At 70.7% G+C, this 17,266-nt stretch carries 14 protein-coding genes, 2 tRNA genes and 1 pseudogene; 8 read left to right on the top strand and 9 right to left on the bottom strand.

Annotated elements, in window-relative coordinates:
- Positions 1-77: 77 nt before the first annotated feature.
- From ABZ749_RS10370 to ABZ749_RS10400, 7 genes are all read right to left on the bottom strand, one after another.
- A tRNA-Asp gene (locus tag ABZ749_RS10370) sits at positions 78-151 on the bottom strand.
- A 52-nt stretch (positions 152-203) separates the two neighbouring features.
- A tRNA-Glu gene (locus tag ABZ749_RS10375) sits at positions 204-276 on the bottom strand.
- A 154-nt stretch (positions 277-430) separates the two neighbouring features.
- A complete protein-coding gene (locus ABZ749_RS10380) occupies positions 431-1,213 on the bottom strand; it encodes a polysaccharide deacetylase family protein (RefSeq protein WP_357225604.1) in 783 nt (260 codons plus the stop codon).
- Between the two features lie 75 nt (positions 1,214-1,288).
- Positions 1,289-2,233 carry a MerR family transcriptional regulator gene (locus tag ABZ749_RS10385; RefSeq protein WP_357225634.1) on the bottom strand — a complete coding sequence of 315 codons (945 nt, stop codon included), beginning with the start codon at positions 2,231-2,233 and terminating at the stop codon, positions 1,289-1,291.
- On the bottom strand, positions 2,223-2,843 hold the full coding sequence (gene idi, locus ABZ749_RS10390; protein WP_357225607.1) for an isopentenyl-diphosphate Delta-isomerase: 621 nt from the start codon (positions 2,841-2,843) through the stop codon (positions 2,223-2,225). Before idi ends, ABZ749_RS10385 begins: the two co-directional genes overlap by 11 nt.
- On the bottom strand, positions 2,840-4,321 hold the full coding sequence (gene crtI / locus ABZ749_RS10395) for a phytoene desaturase family protein (RefSeq protein WP_357203073.1): 1,482 nt from the start codon (positions 4,319-4,321) through the stop codon (positions 2,840-2,842). The genes idi and crtI overlap by 4 nt, the downstream gene beginning before the upstream one ends.
- 28 nt (positions 4,322-4,349) lie before the next feature.
- Positions 4,350-5,492 carry a polyprenyl synthetase family protein gene (locus ABZ749_RS10400; RefSeq protein WP_357225610.1) on the bottom strand — a complete coding sequence of 381 codons (1,143 nt, stop codon included), beginning with the start codon at positions 5,490-5,492 and terminating at the stop codon, positions 4,350-4,352.
- 64 nt (positions 5,493-5,556) lie between these two features.
- Here ABZ749_RS10400 and ABZ749_RS10405 point away from each other — a divergent pair, with 64 nt between their 5' ends.
- Entirely contained in the window at positions 5,557-6,480 is a 924-nt protein-coding gene (locus ABZ749_RS10405; RefSeq protein WP_357225614.1) for a phytoene/squalene synthase family protein, read from the top strand.
- Entirely contained in the window at positions 6,477-7,802 is a 1,326-nt protein-coding gene (locus ABZ749_RS10410) for a deoxyribodipyrimidine photo-lyase (protein WP_357225618.1), read from the top strand. The genes ABZ749_RS10405 and ABZ749_RS10410 overlap by 4 nt, the downstream gene beginning before the upstream one ends.
- On the opposite strand, the gene ABZ749_RS10415 is transcribed toward ABZ749_RS10410, so the two are convergent.
- Positions 7,803-8,879 (bottom strand): serine hydrolase domain-containing protein, encoded by a 1,077-nt coding sequence (locus ABZ749_RS10415; protein WP_357225621.1) that lies wholly within the window; start codon positions 8,877-8,879, stop codon positions 7,803-7,805.
- A gap of 81 nt (positions 8,880-8,960) precedes the next feature.
- Between ABZ749_RS10415 and ABZ749_RS10420 the strand changes: the two genes are divergently transcribed.
- The 6 genes from ABZ749_RS10420 (at position 8,961) to ABZ749_RS10445 (ending at position 17,156) form a co-directional block, all read left to right on the top strand.
- Positions 8,961-10,448 carry an FAD-dependent oxidoreductase gene (locus tag ABZ749_RS10420; RefSeq protein ID WP_357225623.1) on the top strand — a complete coding sequence of 496 codons (1,488 nt, stop codon included), beginning with the start codon at positions 8,961-8,963 and terminating at the stop codon, positions 10,446-10,448.
- A gap of 287 nt (positions 10,449-10,735) precedes the next feature.
- Entirely contained in the window at positions 10,736-11,740 is a 1,005-nt protein-coding gene (locus tag ABZ749_RS10425; protein ID WP_357225626.1) for a LacI family DNA-binding transcriptional regulator, read from the top strand.
- Between the two features lie 333 nt (positions 11,741-12,073).
- Positions 12,074-13,453 (top strand): sugar ABC transporter substrate-binding protein, encoded by a 1,380-nt coding sequence (locus ABZ749_RS10430; protein ID WP_357225628.1) that lies wholly within the window; start codon positions 12,074-12,076, stop codon positions 13,451-13,453.
- An 87-nt stretch (positions 13,454-13,540) separates the two neighbouring features.
- Positions 13,541-14,497, top strand: a complete 957-nt coding sequence (locus ABZ749_RS10435; protein WP_355004734.1) for a sugar ABC transporter permease — start codon at positions 13,541-13,543, stop codon at positions 14,495-14,497.
- Positions 14,498-14,508: 11 nt separating this feature from the next.
- Positions 14,509-15,396 (top strand): carbohydrate ABC transporter permease, encoded by an 888-nt coding sequence (locus ABZ749_RS10440; RefSeq protein WP_355004735.1) that lies wholly within the window; start codon positions 14,509-14,511, stop codon positions 15,394-15,396.
- 140 nt (positions 15,397-15,536) lie between these two features.
- Positions 15,537-17,156, top strand: a complete 1,620-nt coding sequence (locus tag ABZ749_RS10445) for a glycoside hydrolase family 13 protein (RefSeq protein WP_357225632.1) — start codon at positions 15,537-15,539, stop codon at positions 17,154-17,156.
- A 20-nt stretch (positions 17,157-17,176) separates the two neighbouring features.
- Here ABZ749_RS10445 and ABZ749_RS10450 read toward each other — a convergent pair.
- Positions 17,177-17,266 (bottom strand): annotated as a pseudogene (locus ABZ749_RS10450) (DNA-binding response regulator); the annotation flags it as partial.

Genomic DNA, 17,266 nt, shown 5'->3' on the forward strand with positions numbered 1-17,266 from the left:
CGGCAACCGGACGAACCGGCGGCAAGGCGACCTGCTCCGATACGCAGAACGCCGCGCGGGGCGCGGCGTCAGCGCTGCGGTCCTGACGGGACTTGAACCCGCGACCTCCGCCTTGACAGGGCGGCGAGCACTCCAACTGCTCCACAGGACCTAGCTTGTGTTGCTCCGGCTTGCACCGGCCTTGCCCCGGCTTTCGCCGGTCGTGCCCCCAACGGGATTCGAACCCGTGCTACCGCCTTGAAAGGGCGGCGTCCTGGGCCGCTAGACGATGAGGGCGGCCCCGCCATCATTGCACACTCGCAACTTCAAGCGGACTTGCTCCCATCCGGCCCCGCCGGAGGCTTCGAAAGCATACGTGATGCTCCGTCGGTCGACAAAATCGGTGTCGGCAGGGGCTTGGGACGGGCAATAACAGCAGGTCAGGGCGGTTCTAGCGGAGTCGGGTGATGCCGAAGCGCTGCTTCAGATCGGCGATCATCTTTGGGCATGCGGCGAGTGTCGCGGCCCGATCACCGCCTCCGTCATGCAGAAGAACGATCGCACCGGGCCGGGTGGCGGCGTGGACACGCTTGCCGATCGTGGCTGCGGTCGGCTTGTCCCAGTCCTGCGGGTCTACCGACCAGTGCAGTGGACGCATGCCGAGGTCCTTGGCCACCCTGACCACCTCCGACGTCCACCGGCCGCCGGGCTGCCGGTAGAACGACACCTTCGCGCCGGGAACGGCCTTCTGGATGGCCTTGTTGGTGCGGTCCAGGTCGGCCCGGATTTCGCCGACGGGTCGACGGGCGAGCTCGAGGTCGTGTCGCCAGCTGTGGTTGCAGAGCTGGTGTCCCTCCCGGACGATCCGCCGGACCAACTCCGGGTGACGCTGTGCCTCGCGACCGACGACGCAGAAGGTCGCTGTCACCTTGGCGGCCTTCAGCTGGTCGAGCACCTTGGGTGTCCAGGCCGGGCTGGGCCCGTCGTCGAACGTCAGGGCCACCGGGCGTACGCCGGTGTTGCGCCCCAGGCCGGAGGGGAGCTTGGCCGGCAGCGGCCGCAGTGGCGGCTTGGCCGGCTTGGTGACGCTGGGGTGCGGTTTCGGGGTGGGCGGCGGTGTCGATTCCACCGGCTTCGGAGCGGCGGCGGGTGTGATGGTGCGGGTTGGCTGGGCGCAGCCGGACAGGAGCAGCGCCACGGCGAGGACGGACGCCAGGATGGCGCGGGCTTGCATCTGCTCGCTCCCGGAGGGTCGGGGTAGGCGGACCCGCCCGACGGTAGTTCACGCCGCGATCCGGCGACAGTGCGATCAGTCACGCCTCGACTGGTCCAGGGAGTCGCGGACGGCGGTGGAGAGCGAGACCGCCTCGGCCAGGTCGACCGGCCGCACCACCCCGGCGGGCAGTGTGTCGGCTCGCCAGCCGGGGCCGGCGGCGAGCACCAGCAACGGGCGCCGGGGGGCAGCGAGCAGCGCGCTGAGTTGGGTCGGGTCGGCGGTGGCCCGGGTGTGCGACCAGAGCACCACGGCGGCGGGTCCGGTCCGGTTGACCGCCTCGACGAGAGCGGCCACCGGCACCCGGGCACCGAGCATCCGGTAGCTGACGCCGGCCTCCGCGAGGGCTGCCGCCAACGCTTCCAGCGGCAGCGTGTGCTGTTCCTCGTCGGCGCAGGAGAGCAGGATCCGGGCCGGCCCGGTGGGGACCTTGGCCCGACTGGCCGCCGCGAGCGCTTCGGAGACGCAGCGGGACATCAGGTGTTCCACCTCGATCAGGCCGGCGGTGGCGGCGTGCCGTTCGCCGATGCCGGCGAGCACCGGGCGCAGCAGGCCCTCCCAGGTGGCCACGACCCCGTTGGTGGCCAGGGCGTGCGCGATCGTCTCGCTGATCGCCGCCGTGTCCAGTCGCATGGCAGCCCGGGCCAGGCCGCGGGCCGCCGGACCGGCACGGCCGACCGGGATGGAGCCGCCGCCGTCCCGGCCGGTCGGGTGGATCCGGGCGGGGGCGACGGTGCCGTTGGGCATCGGGTCCGGTGCCTGGCGGGCCCAGCGGGCCGCCTCGGCGGGGCTCACTCCCTCGGCGGTGAGTCGTCGCATGATTTCGAGACGGGCCAGATCGGTGGGTGTGTACCGGCGGTGGTGACCGGGGATGTGTTCGCTGGGCCCGAGCCCGTAGCGCTGGTGCCAGGTGCGGAGGGTCGTCACCGCGACCCCCAACCGACGTGCGACGGCGCCCGCGCTCAGCGCCTCATCGACCACCCGACCGCTCCGCCGTGTCATCCGCCGACGATCCGGGCAGCGTCATGGCCGGGCCGGTTGCGCCCGACCGGGACTCCGCGGGGCGGAGCAGCCGGTTCACCACCCCGCCCAGCCAGGGCGCGTACGACCGGGGATCGAGCTTCAACTCGGCCTCCAACGCGGCGGGGTCGGCCCACCGCAGCTCGGCCACCTCGTCCGGGTCGGGCAGCAGCGGAGCGCCGGGCAGGAACTCGCCGCGCAGCACGTGGTCGTACTCGAACTCGACCCGACCGGTCGCCGGGTCCTCGGCGTAGTAGACGTAGACGCCGACCTCGGTCAGCTCGACCGGGCCCGCGCCCAACTCCTCGCTCAGCCGTCGGTTGGCCGCCTCGGCGAGCGACTCGCCAGGCTGGGGGTGGCCGCAGCAGGAGTTGGCCCAGCGCAGCGGAAACCGGGTCTTGGCGGCGGCTCGGCGTTGGAGCAGCACCTGGCCGTCCGGGTCCACCAGCAACACCGAGAAGGCCCGGTGCAGCTGCCCCGGTGGTTGGTGCGCGGCCGCGACGGTCGTCTCGCCGTGGGCCGTGCCGGTCTCGTCGACGAGCTCGACGAGGTGCTTCTCACGGCTGCTCATCGGCCTTCCCCGGTGATCCGGCCGGCGGCGAGCTTGCCGGAGATGAGCACCATCGGTACGCCGACGCCGGGTTGGGTCCCGGAGCCGACGAAGACCACGTTCGAGAGGTCGCGGTGCAGGTTGGACGGGCGGAACGGGCCGGTCTGGAAGAGGGTGTGCGCGGCGGCGAACGGGGTGCCGGCGGCCATCCCCTGCTCCTCCCACTCGGCGGGGGTGATCGCCCGGAGCACCTCGACCCCGGCGCCGAAGCCGACGTAGCCGCGCTCCTCCAGGGTGCCGATGAGCTGGTCGGTGTAGCGCTGGGTCAGGTCGCCGCGCCACTCGAACGGTGCCCGGTGCAGGTTGGGCACCGGGGCGAGCACGTAGTAGGTGTGTCGGTCCGGTGGGGCCACCGCGGGGTCGGTCCGGCTGGGGTTGGTCACCAGCAGCGACGGATCGGTCATCAGCTCACCCCGTCGGATGACCTCATCGAAGGTGCCCTTCCACGCGCGCCCGAAGTGGATGTTGTGATGGGCGATCTTCGCATAGGCCTGTCGGGAGCCGACGTGCAGAACGACGCAGGACGGCGAGTAGGTGAGCCGGCGCTGCGGCGCGGCGGGAAGCAGGTCCCGGTAGGCGACCGGCAGGTCGGGGTTGAGCACCACAACGTCCGCCGGCACCAGGTCGCCGTCGGCGGTGAGCACGCCGGTGGCGCGGCCGTTGACGGTCTCCACCCGGGTCACTGTGGTGTCGTACCGGATCTGCACGCCGTGCTTCTCGGCCGCGCCGGCCATCGCCCTGGAGACCGCGTGGATACCGCCGCGTGGGAAGTAGACCCCGGCCACCGAGTCGAGGTACGCGATCACCGCGTAGATGGCCAGCGCGTCGTGTGGCGCGAGGCCGGCGTACATCGCCTGGAAGGAGAAGATCCGCTGGGTACGCGGGTCCCGGAAGAACTGGTTGATCTTCGTCTGGAGGCGTCGGAAGGCTCCGCCGCTGAGCAACTTGAGCAGGTTGCCGGTGATCAGGTCGGTCGGCGCGTCCAGGTTGCGCTCGATGAAGTCGGTGCGCTCCAGCCGCCACAGCTCTCGCGCGTACTCGACGAACCGCAGGTAGCCGTCGGCTTCCCGGGGCCCGCACACCCGGGAGATCTCGGCCGCCATCCGGGTGGTGTCGGTGAGCACGTCGAGGGTCGAGCCATCCGGGTAGTACGCCCGGTAGGCGGGGTCGAGCGGGGTCAGGTCCAGCCAGTCGTGCAGCTCCTCGCCGACCGCGCCGAGCGCCTCGGCGATCAGGTCGGGCATGGTGAGCACGGTCGGGCCCGTGTCGAACTCGTAGCCGTCCACGCCGAGGCGTCCGGCCCGCCCGCCGGGCACCGGCTCGCGTTCCAGCACCGTCACCTGTCGACCGCTGCCGGCCAGGTGCAGCGCGCAGGCGAGCCCGCCCAGCCCGGCCCCGACGACCACCACCCGGTCCGTCCGTCCTGTCACCGTCCGCACGTGACCACCTCCTCGCTCAAGTCGCTCATCAGGCCCGCCGGTTGGCAGCGGCGGTGGCCAGCCCGGTCAACGCGGTGCGCGCCGTCTGGTCCACGGGTGCGGCGTCGAGCGCGGCCAGCGCGTCGCTGACCCGCTCGGCGATCATCTGCTCCACCCGGGTCACCGCGCCGGTCTCGGCGACCAGTTCGGCGAACGTGTCGACCGATCCGTCGGCGGCCCGCTCCAACGCCGCGAGCTGGGCCGGGGTGGCCAGCTCACGGGCCAGCGTGAGCAGCGTGGTCGGCTTGCCGGTGCGCAGGTCGTCCCCGGCCGGTTTGCCGGTGGCCGCCGGGTCGCCGTAGACGCCCAGCAGGTCGTCGCGGAGCTGGAACGCTTCGCCGACAGCCAGGCCGTAGCGGGTGTACGCGGAGACCAGCGGGTCGTCGGCGGGCACCCCGGCCAGGCAGGCGCCGAAGAGCAGTGGTCGCTGGACGGTGTAGCTGGCGGTCTTGTAGCGGGCCACCCGTAGCGCCCGGTCGACCGACCAGCTGGCCGGGTCGTTCTCACCGAGCACGTCGAGATACTGCCCGGCGACCGTCTCGACCCGCATCTGGTCGTAGCAGCGGCGCACCTCGAAGAGCCGGCTCGACGGCACCGATGCGTGGGCCAGCAACTGGTCGGCCCAGACCATGCAGAGGTCGCCGATGAGCACGGCGACTGCCTCACCGAACCGGCCGGGATCTCCCCGGTGGCCGGCGGCGACGTGCTGTTCGGCGAGCGCGACGTGGGCGGTGGGCCGGCCACGGCGGGTTTTGGAAGCGTCCATCACGTCGTCGTGCACCAGCGCGAAGGTGTGCAGCAGCTCGAGCGCGGCCAGCGCGGGCAGCACCGGTGGCAGCGCCGCGGTGCCGCCGACGGCCCCGCGCCAGCCCCAGTAGGCGAACGTGGACCGGATCCGCTTGCCGCCGGTCAGGACGGCTTCCCGCGCGGTGGCGGCGAAGCTGCCCATCGACGCGTCGATCTCGTTCAGGGTGTCGACCTCGGCGGTGAGGAACGTGTCAAGGGTTTCGTCGACCGCCGTGACCAGATCGTGGGTATAAGCAGCCAGAACGGCGCGGACCGGATCGTCTCCGTCGGCCGGCCCTGCCGGCGCCACGCGGGTCACGTTGCCCGCAACTGCGTCGTTGGCCATGCGGCTGAGCGTACCCTAGGCTACGAGTTGCGTCGATTGGTGCGTCGATAATGGAGGAGGGCCGGTGGAAACTGATCTCACCGCTGCCTATGACCGGTGCCGTGAGCTGCACAAACGCCACGGCCGCACCTACTATCTCGCCACCCGCCTGCTTCCCGCGTGGAAACGACGACATGTGCACGCCCTCTACGGGTTCACGCGCTACGCGGACGAGATCGTCGACAGCACCGAGGACCTGCCGCCGGCCGAGCGGGCCGCTCTGCTGGACCGCTGGGCCAGCCAGTTCGTGGCCGGTCTGCACGGTGCGCCGGTCGACGACCCACTGTTGCCGGCGGTGCTGCACACGATCGCCGTCTTCGATCTCGACCGGGACGACTTTGCGTCGTTTCTGAAGAGCATGGCGATGGACCTGACCGTCACCGCGTACCCGACCTACGACCACCTGCTCGACTACATGGAGGGCTCGGCGGCGGTCATCGGCACCATGATGCTGCCGATCCTGGGCAGCTCCGACCCGGTGGCAGCCCGGGAGCCGGCCCGGCAACTCGGCTTCGCCTTCCAGCTCACCAACTTCATCCGGGACGTCGCCGAGGACCTCGACCGGGGCCGCACCTACCTGCCGGACGAGGACATGGCGAAGTTCGGGGTCACCCGCGAGGAGTTGGCCGAGGCCCGCGCCCGGGGCCGTGTCACCCCCCGGATCCGCGAGCTGATCGAGTACGAGGTGACCCGCGCCCAGGCGCACTACGCCGCCGCCGCACCGGGCATCACCATGCTGGCGCCCGCCTCGCAGGCCTGCATGCGCACCGCGTACGCCCTCTATGGCGGCATCCTCGACGAGGTGGCCGCGCAGGACTACGACGTCTTCGTCCAGCGGGCCCTGGTGCCGCAGCGGCGACGGATGGCGGTGGCCGCGCGGGCCCTGCTCACCTCGACGGGTACGCCGGTCGTCATCCCCGGGCCGACGATCCAGCCGGAGAGCCGGTGACCGCGAGTACGGCGATCGTGCTCTTCACCCGCGACCTGCGGGTGAACGACCACCCGGCGCTGGCCACCACCTGTGCGGCGTTCGACCAGGTGGTGCCGCTGTACGTGCTCGACCCGGCGCTGGCCGACCTCTCCGCCAACCGCACCCGCTTCCTGCACCAGGCCCTCGCCGACCTGCGCGACCAACTCCGCGAGCGTGGCGGCGACCTGGTGGTCCGGCACGGCGACCCGGTGGCCGAGACGATCCGGCTGGCCGACGAGGTCGGGGCCACCGCCGTCGCGCTCTCGGCCGACGTCAGCCACTACGCCGGCCGCCGGGAGCGGCGACTACGCGCCGAGTGCGAGCGGCATGGGCTGCACCTGCGCCTGTTTCCCGGGTTGACGGTTGTCGAGCCGGGAGCGTTGCGCCCCGGTGGCGGCGGCGACCACTACCGGGTGTTCAGCCCGTACCACCGGGCCTGGGCGGCCAACCGGTGGCGCGAGGAGCTGGCCGCGCCTCGGCGGATCGCGCTGCCCGACCGGGTACGCGTGGGTCGGTTGCCGGCGCTGCCGAGCGGCGACTCGCCCGACGCTGCCACCGGAGGCGAGCGGGTCGCCCGCCAGCGGCTCACCGACTGGCTGCCCGACCTGAACCGGTACGGCGATCAGCACGACGACATGGCCGGCGACGACACCTCCCGGCTCAGCCCGTACCTGCGCTTCGGCTGCGTGTCGCCGCTGGCGGTGGCGAACCGCGCCGGCGACCGGTCCGGCCCGTTCGTCCGGCAGCTCTGCTGGCGGGACTTCTACTACCAGGTCACCGCCGCCTTCCCGGAGATCTCGACCGCGGCGTACCGGCGGGGTGCCACCGAGCAGTGGCGCTACGACGACGACGCGTTGGCGGCCTGGACCGAGGGACGCACCGGGATGCCGATCGTCGACGCCGGGATGCGGCAGATGCTGGCCCAGGGCTGGATGCACAACCGGGCCCGGCTGATCACCGCCGGCTACCTGACCAAGCACCTCGGGCAGGACTGGCGGTCCGGGGTGGCGGTCTTCTTCCGCTGGCTGCTCGACGGGGACGTGGCCAACAACTCCGGCAACTGGCAGTGGGTCGCCGGTACCGGCAACGACACGAAGCCCTACCGGGGGTTCAACCCGGTCCGGCAGGCCGAACGGTACGACCCGGACGGCGACTACGTGCGCCGGTGGGTGCCGGAGCTGGCCGCGGTGCAGGGCAAGGCCATCCACCAGCCGTGGCGGCTGCCCGAGGCCCTGCGCCAGACGCTCGACTACCCGCCGCCCCTCTCGGTGCCCGGCACCGACCCCGTCTGGCTGCGCTGATCAGAGCACCGAGTGCAACACCTCGACCAGTTCGTCGACCCGGTCGTGCTCCGCGAGGTGCGCCGTGGCGTACGCGAAGGTGTAGCCGCGCTCGGGGTCGGCCCACGCGCTGCTGCCGCCGATGCCGCCCGTGCCCCAGCTGCCGTCCGGCTCCCGTTGCATACCCAACGTCCAGCGGGCGTCGCGATCCAACACCAGGTCCGGCCCGTCGTACTGGACCCGGGTCGCCTCCGCGACCAGCTCCGGGCTGAACAGCCGGACCCCGTCCAGGACACCACCGGCCAGCAGGCCGGCGTAGAGCCGGGCCAGGCTGGGAGCGGTGGCGTGCAGGTTGACGGCCGGTATCTCGGCGCCCCGCCACAGCGGACTGTTCAGCACGGCCAGGTCCAGCCCGCCGGCCGGGTTGCCCAGCGCCCGGGCCCGCAGCGAGCCCGGCTCACCGAGCGCCCGGGTCGGCCACCCCGGGTCGCCGTACCGCAGGTCCGCGCAGCGCGACTGGTCCGCCTCGGTCAGCCCGAAGCCGAGGTCGAGCTGCCACCGGTCGGCGATCTCCTCGGCCAGGAAATGGCCCACCGACCGCCCGTCGACGCGGCGGACCACCTCGCCCACCAGGTGCCCGTACGTCCAGGCGTGTTCCCCGGCGACAGTGCCCGGCGACCACTCGGGGTCGGCGGCGGCCAGGTCGCCGGTGAGCAGCGCCCAGTCGGCGACCGCGCTGGCCGGTCGCGGCACCGGAAAGGCCGGCAGGCCGGCGGTGTGCGACAACACCTGACGCACTGTGGCGGGAGTGCGGAACTCCGGCCAGTACCGGTCCACTGGCGCGTCGAGATCGACAGCGCCCCGGTCGACGAGCAGCAACAGGCAGAGCGCGGCCACCGGCTTGCCGACCGAGTAGACGTTCACCAGCGAGTCCGGCAGCCACGGCTCGCCGCCCGGCCCGTGGCCGCTGCGGGAGCCGCCGGTCAGGTCCACGACCGGCTGCCCGTCGTACCAGATGGTCAGGGCGGCGCCGGTTTCCCGGCCGGAGGCGAGCAGGTCGTGGAAGCAGTCCCGGACCGGAGCGAAGCGTGCGTGCATCCGGCCACGGTAGGCGTCCGGGGCCGGTGGGCGTGCCGACTTTTCCGGCGACCCCGGTGGTTGGGGTGGTGTCGCTGGGGGATGCTGTTCGGTGTGGCGGAACCGGAGCTGGTGGATGTGGTCGTGGTCGGGCTCGGGGTCGGCGGCGAGGAGGTGGCCGAGCGACTTGCCGAGGCCGGCCTGAGCGTGGTCGGCGTCGAACGGGATCTCGTCGGCGGGGAATGCCCGTACTGGGGCTGCATCCCGAGCAAGATGATGATCAGAGCCGCAAACGCGCTCGCCGAGGCTCGCCGGGTCGACGGGCTCGCCGGGACGGCCCAGGTCCAGCCGGACTGGGCACCGGTGGCGAAGCGGATCCGCGAGGAAGCCACCGACACCTGGGACGACACTGTCGCTGCGGAGCGGTTCGTCGGCAAGGGTGGCCGACTCGTGCGGGGCAGCGGTCGGCTCGACGGTCCACGCCGGGTCCGCGTCGGTGACCAGGTGTTCGAGGCCCGCCACGGGGTGGTGCTGGGCACCGGCACCCGCCCGTCGGTGCCGCCGATCGACGGCTTGGCCGACACGCCGTACTGGACCAACCACCAGGCGATCGAGGTCGAGGAACTGCCGAAGACGCTGCTCGTGCTGGGTGGCGGCGCGATCGGCCTGGAGTTGGCGCAGGTCTTCGCCCGCTTCGGGGTCCGGGTCACGGTGGTCGAGGCGCTCGACCGTGTGCTGGCCATCGAGGAACCCGAGGCGTCCGAGGTCGCCGCCGCGGCGCTGCGCGCGGACGGCGTGGAGATCCACACCGGGGTACGCGCCGAACGGGTCGAGCACGACGGGACCAGATTCACCCTGCACGGTGGCGGCGGCGCGGAGTTCACCGCCGACCGGCTGCTGGTGGTGACCGGCCGCAAGGCCCACCTCGCCGAGCTGGGTCTGGACACGATCGGCCTGGACGCCAGCCAGCGTTACCTCCCGGTGGACGACCGTCTGCACGTCACCGACCACGTCTGGGCGGTCGGCGACATCACCGGCGAGGGTGCCTTCACGCACATCGCCATGTACCAGGCGGGGATCGTCATCGCCGACATCCTGGCCCGCGCCCGGCAGGCGAAGGCGGGCGCGGACGCCAGCGGCACCTCCAGCGTGGTCGGCGGAGCGATGGGCGCGTCCAGTTCGCTGGCCGCCAGCGGATCGAGTGGGTCAGCAGGCACCATCCCGCGAGCCGACTACCGCGCGCTGCCCCGGGTGACCTTCACCGAGCCCGAGATCGGCGCGGTCGGGCTCACCGAGCAGCAGGCCCGCGAACGCGGCATCAACGTGCAGGTGGGTTTCACCAAATTGAGCAGTTCGACGCGGGGCTGGATCCACCGGGTCGGCGACGACGGTTTCATCAAGGTTGTGGCGGACGCCGACCAGGGCGTGCTGATCGGCGCGACCTCGGCCGGTCCGGCCGGCGGCGAGGTGCTGTCCGCGCTGGTGGTGGCGGTGCACGCGGCGGTGCCGTTGAGTCAGCTCCGGCACATGATCTACGCGTACCCGACCTTCCACCGGGCCATCGAAACCGCTCTACAAGACCTGTCCTGACCCCTGCCCTCACCCAAGGCCACCGCGCTCCGGGCCCCGCGCTGCCCTGCGTGCGGCGGCGGAGCATGATCCACTCGCGTTGCGGGAAGTCGGGGTATCCGGGGCATTGAAACCGCGCGACATCACTGAAACCGAGTCGATCATGACCGTCTGAATCGCGTCGGCGTCACCACTGCGGGTCGTGGCGGTCGGAATGGTCGGCGGTGGGAAGAATGCGGCAGCCGACCAGCAAACGACAGGCAGACTGCTGTTCATTTCTTTCATGCAGGTGACGTATCATTGCGGTCGTGACCAAGCGGTTGACTGAAGTTGCCAAGAAGGCGGGCGTCAGCGAGGCCACCGTCAGCCGGGTGCTCAACGGCCGTGACGGGGTCTCCGAGGCGACCCGCACCGCAGTGCTCACGGCGCTGGACGTGCTCGGTTACGAGCGGCCGACCAAGCTGCGCGGCGAGCGCGCCCGGCTGGTCGGGCTGGTGCTGCCCGAGTTGCAGAACCCGATCTTCCCGGCGCTGGCCGAGGTGGTCACCGGCACTCTCGCTCAGCGCGGCTACACCCCGGCGCTCTGTGCCCGCACCATCGGCGGCGTCTCCGAGATGGACTATGTGGAGATGCTCCTCGACCACCAGGTCTCCGGGGTGATCTTCGCTGGCGGTTCGTACGCGCTCACCGACGCCCGACACGACCACTACCGTCGGCTCACCGACCGGGGCCTTCCGGTGGTGCTGGTCAACGCCGGCGTTGACGAGTTGGGGTTTCCCCGGGTCTCCACCGACGACGCGGTGGCGGTGGAGCAGGCGTACGGGCACCTGCGCTCGCTCGGGCACGAACGCATCGGCATGGTGCTGGGCCCGGAGGGGCATGTGCCGTCCCGGCGCAAGCTCGACGCGATGACCCAGGCTGCCGGCTGGGACGAGGGCGACGCCGAGTGCGTCGAGCGCTCCAGCTTCTCGTTGGAGGGAGCGCGGGTCGCCGCGACGAAGTTGGTCGAGCGGGGCGTGACCGGCATCATCTGCGCCAGTGACGTGCTCGCGCTGGGCACGATCCGGGCGGCCCGCCGGCTGGGCCGTTCGGTTCCGGCCGACGTGTCGGTGGTGGGTTTCGACGACTCCGCCTTCATGACGTGCACCGATCCGCCGTTGACCACTGTGCGGCAGCCGATCGAGACGATGGGGCAGGCCGCCGTGGATCTGCTGGTCACCCAGATAGAGGGTGCCGGCGTCCTCCAGGACGAGCTGCTGTTCGAGCCGGAGTTGGTGGTGCGGGGTTCCACCGCGCCCGCCCCCCGCCGCTAGGCACCACACCGAACGACGCTTCGGCCGTCGACCGCCTCTCGCGGTCGGCGGCCGTTTTCGTCGTTGCTCGCTGCCGTCGGCATCGACCGGGCCGAATGACCGGTCATAGGCCATCAATAGCCAACAAGTCGGGCCTCTTTCAGCGTCTTGCCAACATCTGTCGTAACCACGTCGTGTCCTTTCGGAACAGCGTCGATACCTTGCCGAAATGAGTCGGCCTCGCTACAGTGACTCCACTCACACCTGGCTCCGACGCAGCTACTGGGCGTCAGGTCGTATCACCGCAGATCAGCGAAGGTCATTGGAGTCACCCGTTCCCGAAGGGATGGACAGATGTCCGTACCGCACTACCGAAAGGCTGCGGCGGTTGCGCTCGTGGCCGGCCTGGGGCTCAGCCTCACGGCATGCTCCACGAAGAGCGACGACAAGGGCTCGAACGCCAGCGGCAAGGTCACCATCACTGTCGACTGCCAGCCGGTCGGCGCCCAGAAGGAGCTGCTGAAGAACTGGAACGACGACGTCGCCGAGTTCCAGAAGCAGAACCCGGACATCACCATCAAGAGCGTCAGCGTCGGCGAGCAGTGCAACAACCCGCCGGACTTCACCGCCCGCCTCGCCGGCGGCACCGTGACCGACGTGTTCTACGGGTACATGACCGATCTCCAGCAGGTGCTCGACTCCGGTCAGGCGATGGACATCAGCCAGTACGCCAACAAGGACACGGTCCCGACCTGGGACAGCGTCGACCCGGCGCTCAAGGAGGTCTTCACCGACGGCGGCAAGCTCTACGCCGTTCCGGTGAAGAACTACTCGATGGGTCTGGTCTACAACAAGGCCCTGTTCCAGCAGGCCGGGCTGGACGTGAACAGCCCGCCCAAGACCTGGGCCGAGGTCCGGACCGCCGCCAAGAAGATCTCCGCGCTCGGCAACGGCATCGCCGGTTACTCCGAGTACAGCGCCGGCAACACCGGCGGCTGGCACTTCACCTCCCTGCTCTACTCGCAGGGCGGCAAGGTGCTGAGCGAGGACGGCAAGAAGGCCGACTTCAACAACCCCATGGGCAAGCAGGTCCTGCAGAACCTCAAGGACATGCGGTACGGCGACAACAGCATGGGCGCCCGTCAGCTGCTCCAGTGGGGCGACCTGCTGACGAACGCCGGCGCGGGCAAGGTCGGCATGTTCATCGGCGCGCCGGACGCCACCCAGGCGATCGTCAGCCAGTTCCAGGGCAAGTTCCAGGACTGGGCGATGGCTCCGCTGCCCGGCCAGGACGGCGCGGCGAAGGGGACGCTCGGTGGTGGCGAGGGCTACTTCTTCAAGAAGGACCTCACTCCCGAGCAGGTCAAGGCCGGTCTGAAGTGGGTCGCGTACCAGAAGCTCACCCCGGGCAAGGGCCAGTTCGACTACGTCCGGGCCAAGCCGCAGAACTACCCGGTGGGTCTGCCCCAGCCGCTGCTCTTCGCCAACGGCAGTGACGCGCAGAAGCAGGAGCTGGAGCTGCGTAAGGCGAACGCGAACGTCGACACGACGAACTTCGCGCTCTTCGAGGCGACCCCGGTTCCGATCAAGGGTGAGCCGCGCAACGCACAGGCCGTCTACGCGGTGCTCGATGCCGCGATGTCGGGTGTGCTGACCAACCCGAACTCGAACATCGACGCACTGCTCAAGACCGCCGAGGAGAAGGTCAACCAGCTCCTCGCCGCCGAGAGCTGACCGATCGTGTGGGGGCCGGTACGCCGACCCGGCCCCCACACTCCTCACCCCGCGCCGTCGACGTCACCGACTCACCCAGGAGTTGCCTTGGCGATCACCACCGTCCCGGAGACCCGCAGGAAACCGGGCCGCCCGCCGTCGCCGTACTCGGCGAGGCCGCAGCGCACCAGCCTCGGCCGCAAGGTACGGGACAACCTGACCGGTCACGCGTTCCTGATCGGGGCGGTGCTCTGCTTCGTCGTCTTCTCCTGGTACCCGATGATCCGCGGCATCGTCATGAGCTTCCAGCGGACCCGGCGCGGCGAGACCACCTGGGTGGGCTGGGACAACTACTCCCGCATCATCGCCGACCCGAGCTTCTGGACGGCCTGGCAGAACACCTTCTACTTCACGGTGCTCGCCCTCGCCCTCGGCTACGTGGTGCCGTTCTTCGTGGCGATCCTGCTCAACGAGTTCCGCCACGCCAAGGGGTACCTGCGGATCCTGGTCTACCTGCCGGTGATGCTGCCGCCGGCCTCGGCGCTGTTCCTCTTCAAGTTCTACGCGTACGACCCCAGCGAGGCCGGGCTCTTCAACGCGATCCTCAAGGCGCTGCACCTGCCCACCTCGCAGTGGATGCAGTCGCCCGAGATGACGATGCCGGCGATGGTGGTCGCGTCGACCTGGATGAACATGGGCGGCGCGGTGCTCATCTACCTGGCGTCGTTGCAGAACATCCCCGGCGAGCTCTACGAGGCCGCCGAGCTGGACGGCGCCGGGATCTGGCGGCGGATCGTGCACGTCACGATCCCGCAGACCCGGCTCATCCTCGCGCTCCTGGCGATGCTCCAGATCGTCGCCACCATGCAGCTCTTCATCGAGCCCCTGATCCTCGCCAACGGTGCGGGCGCGGAGGACTCCGCGACCTCGGTGGCGTACCTCATCTACCAGCACGGGTTTTTCCAGAACGACCTCAACGGCGCCGCCGCGCTGGGCGTGATCATGCTCGTGGTGCTGGCCGGCTTCTCCGCCGTGTACGTGCGGCTGACTGCGAAACAGGACTAGGACGGCGAGGAATGGCACAGGATTCCGGAACCCGGACCCTCATCTCCCACTCCCAGCTGAGCCGGGGGCGCGGCAAGGTCATCTACTGGACGCTGCTGGTCATCGTCGTGGCGGGGTTCACCCTCGTGTTCCTCGGCCCGCTCTACTGGATGGTCACCGGCGCGCTCAAGTCCGGCCAGGAGATCGCGCAGACCCCACCCTCGCTGTTCCCGAAGGACCCGCAGCCGCAGAACTACATCGACGCCTGGAACAACCTGGCCCTCGCCAAGCTGCTGTTCAACACCTTCTACTACGCGATCGGCGCGGTGCTGTTCCAACTGGTCTTCGACAGCGCGGCGGCGTACTCGTTGTCCAAGCTCCGGCCGATCTTCGGCAACGCGATCCTCGGCCTGATGCTGGCGACGCTGATGATCCCGGCGATGGTCCTCATCGTGCCGCAGTACGTGACGGTGCTCGACCTGCCGATCCTGCACATCAACCTGCTGGACTCGCCGTTCGCCATCTGGCTGCCGATGGTCGCCAACGCGTTCAACATCTTCCTGCTGAAGCGGTTCTTCGACTCGATCCCCGAGGAGCTGATGGCCGCCGCCCTCATGGACGGGGCGTCGTCGCTGCGTACGCTCTGGTCGATCATCCTGCCGCTGTCGCGTCCCATCCTCGGCGTCGTCTCGATCTTCGCCGTGACGGCGGTGTGGAAGGACTTCCTCTGGCCGAAGCTGGTCATGCCCTCGCCCGAGACCCGGACGGTGAGCGTCGGCATCTACACCTTCGCCGGCGGCACACCGATGAACGTGGTGATCGCCGCGTCGGTCATCGCCGCGATCCCGACGGTCATCATCTTCCTGATCTTCCAACGGAACATCATGTCCGGTCTGACCACGGGCAGCATCAAGGGATAACCACCACCGCATCCTTCCGCGCGGCGAACAACGACCGTTCGCCCGACACACGACCAGGTCCGGCGAACCCGCCGACGTACTGACGCAGAAAGCAGGTGCTCGTGTCCACAGCTGACAGAAGTCCGTGGTGGCGTGGAGCCGTGATCTACCAGGTGTATCCCCGGAGCTTCGCCGACGGTAACGGCGACGGCATCGGAGACATCGCCGGCATCCGGTCCCGGCTGAACCACCTGTCCGCGCTCGGCGTCGACGCGATCTGGTTCAGCCCCTGGTACCCGTCGCCGATGGCGGACGCCGGCTACGACGTCTCCGACTACCGCGACATCGACCCGGTCTTCGGCACCCTGGCCGAGGTGGAGGCGCTGATCGCGGAGGCGCACGCGCTGGGCATCCGGACCATCGTCGACGTGGTGCCCAACCACTGCTCCGACGCGCACCCCTGGTTCCAGGCCGCGCTCGCCGGCGGACCCGGCGCGCCCGAACGGGACCTGTTCTGGTTCCGGCCCGGCCGGGGCCCCAACGGCGACGAGCGACCCACCGACTGGATCGGCGAGTTCGGCGGCGAGACCTGGACCCGCACCACCAACCCGGACGGCACCCCCGGTGACTGGTACCTGCACCTGTTCGCCCCCCAGCAGCCGGACTTCAACTGGGACCACCCCCGGGTGCGGGAGGAGTTCGAGGACATCCTGCGGTTCTGGTTCGACCGGGGCGTGGACGGCATCCGGATCGACTCGGCCGGGCTCCTGGTCAAGGACGGGACGCTGCCCGAGGTCCGCGAGGACGAGCCGCACCCGTTCCACGACCTCGACGGCGTGCACGACATCTACCGGGGCTGGCGTCGGGTCGCCGACGAGTACGCCGACCGGGCGCTGATCGGTGAGGTGTGGCTGCCGGACCGGCAGCGGTTCGCCAACTACCTGCGCCCGGACGAGCTGCACGCCGCGTTCAACTTCGACTTCCTCGGCTGCGCCTGGGACGCCGCGGCGCTGCGGGAGAGCATCGACGGGACGCTGAGCGCGCACGCGCCGGTCAACGCGCCGGCCACCTGGGTGCTCTCGAACCACGACGTCACCCGGCACGTCACCCGCTACGGTCGCGCGGACACGCGGTTCAGCTTCGCCGCCAAGCGCGAGGGCACCCCCACCGACCTGGAGCTGGGCACCCGCCGGGCCCGCGCCGCCGCGCTGCTCTCGCTGTCGCTGCCCGGTGCCGCCTACGTCTACCAGGGCGAGGAGCTGGGCCTCTACGAGGTCGAGGACATCCCGTACGCGATGCGGCAGGACCCCATGTGGGAGCGGTCCGGCCGGATCGACCCCGGTCGGGACGGCTGCCGCGTACCGCTGCCGTGGGCCGGGGACGAGCCGCCGTTCGAGTTCAGCCCCGAGGGTGCCGCGGCGCCCTGGCTGCCGCAGCCGGCCGACTGGAAGGAGCGGACGGCCAGCGCGCAGACCGGCGACTCGGCCTCGATGCTGGAGCTGTACCGGGCGGCGATCCAGGCCCGCAAGGCCGACCCGGCGCTCGGTGACGGCGAGCTGACCTGGCTGCCCGCCCCGGACGGGGTGTTGGCGTTCAGCCGTGGCGGGGGCTTCACCTGCCTGGTCAACCTGTCCGCCGCGCCGGTACCGATGCCAGCTCAGGGGGAGTTGCTGCTGGCCAGCGGGCCGCTCGACGACGGCTTGCTGCCGGCCGACACAGCGGTCTGGCTGCGTACCGCCGAATCCACCGACGGGCCGCGCGGGGCGGACGGCCCGGCCTGACCTGACTCTGCTCGCCGTGGCCCCTCGGCCATCAGGGCGAGCACCTCGCGCTCGCGGGGGGTCAGCTCCCGCAGCGTGTCGTCGCGGCGGCGTCGGGCGAAGAGCTGACC

It is taken from the genome of Micromonospora sp. NPDC047753, from assembly GCF_040642735.1.
Taxonomy (GTDB): domain Bacteria; phylum Actinomycetota; class Actinomycetes; order Mycobacteriales; family Micromonosporaceae; genus Micromonospora.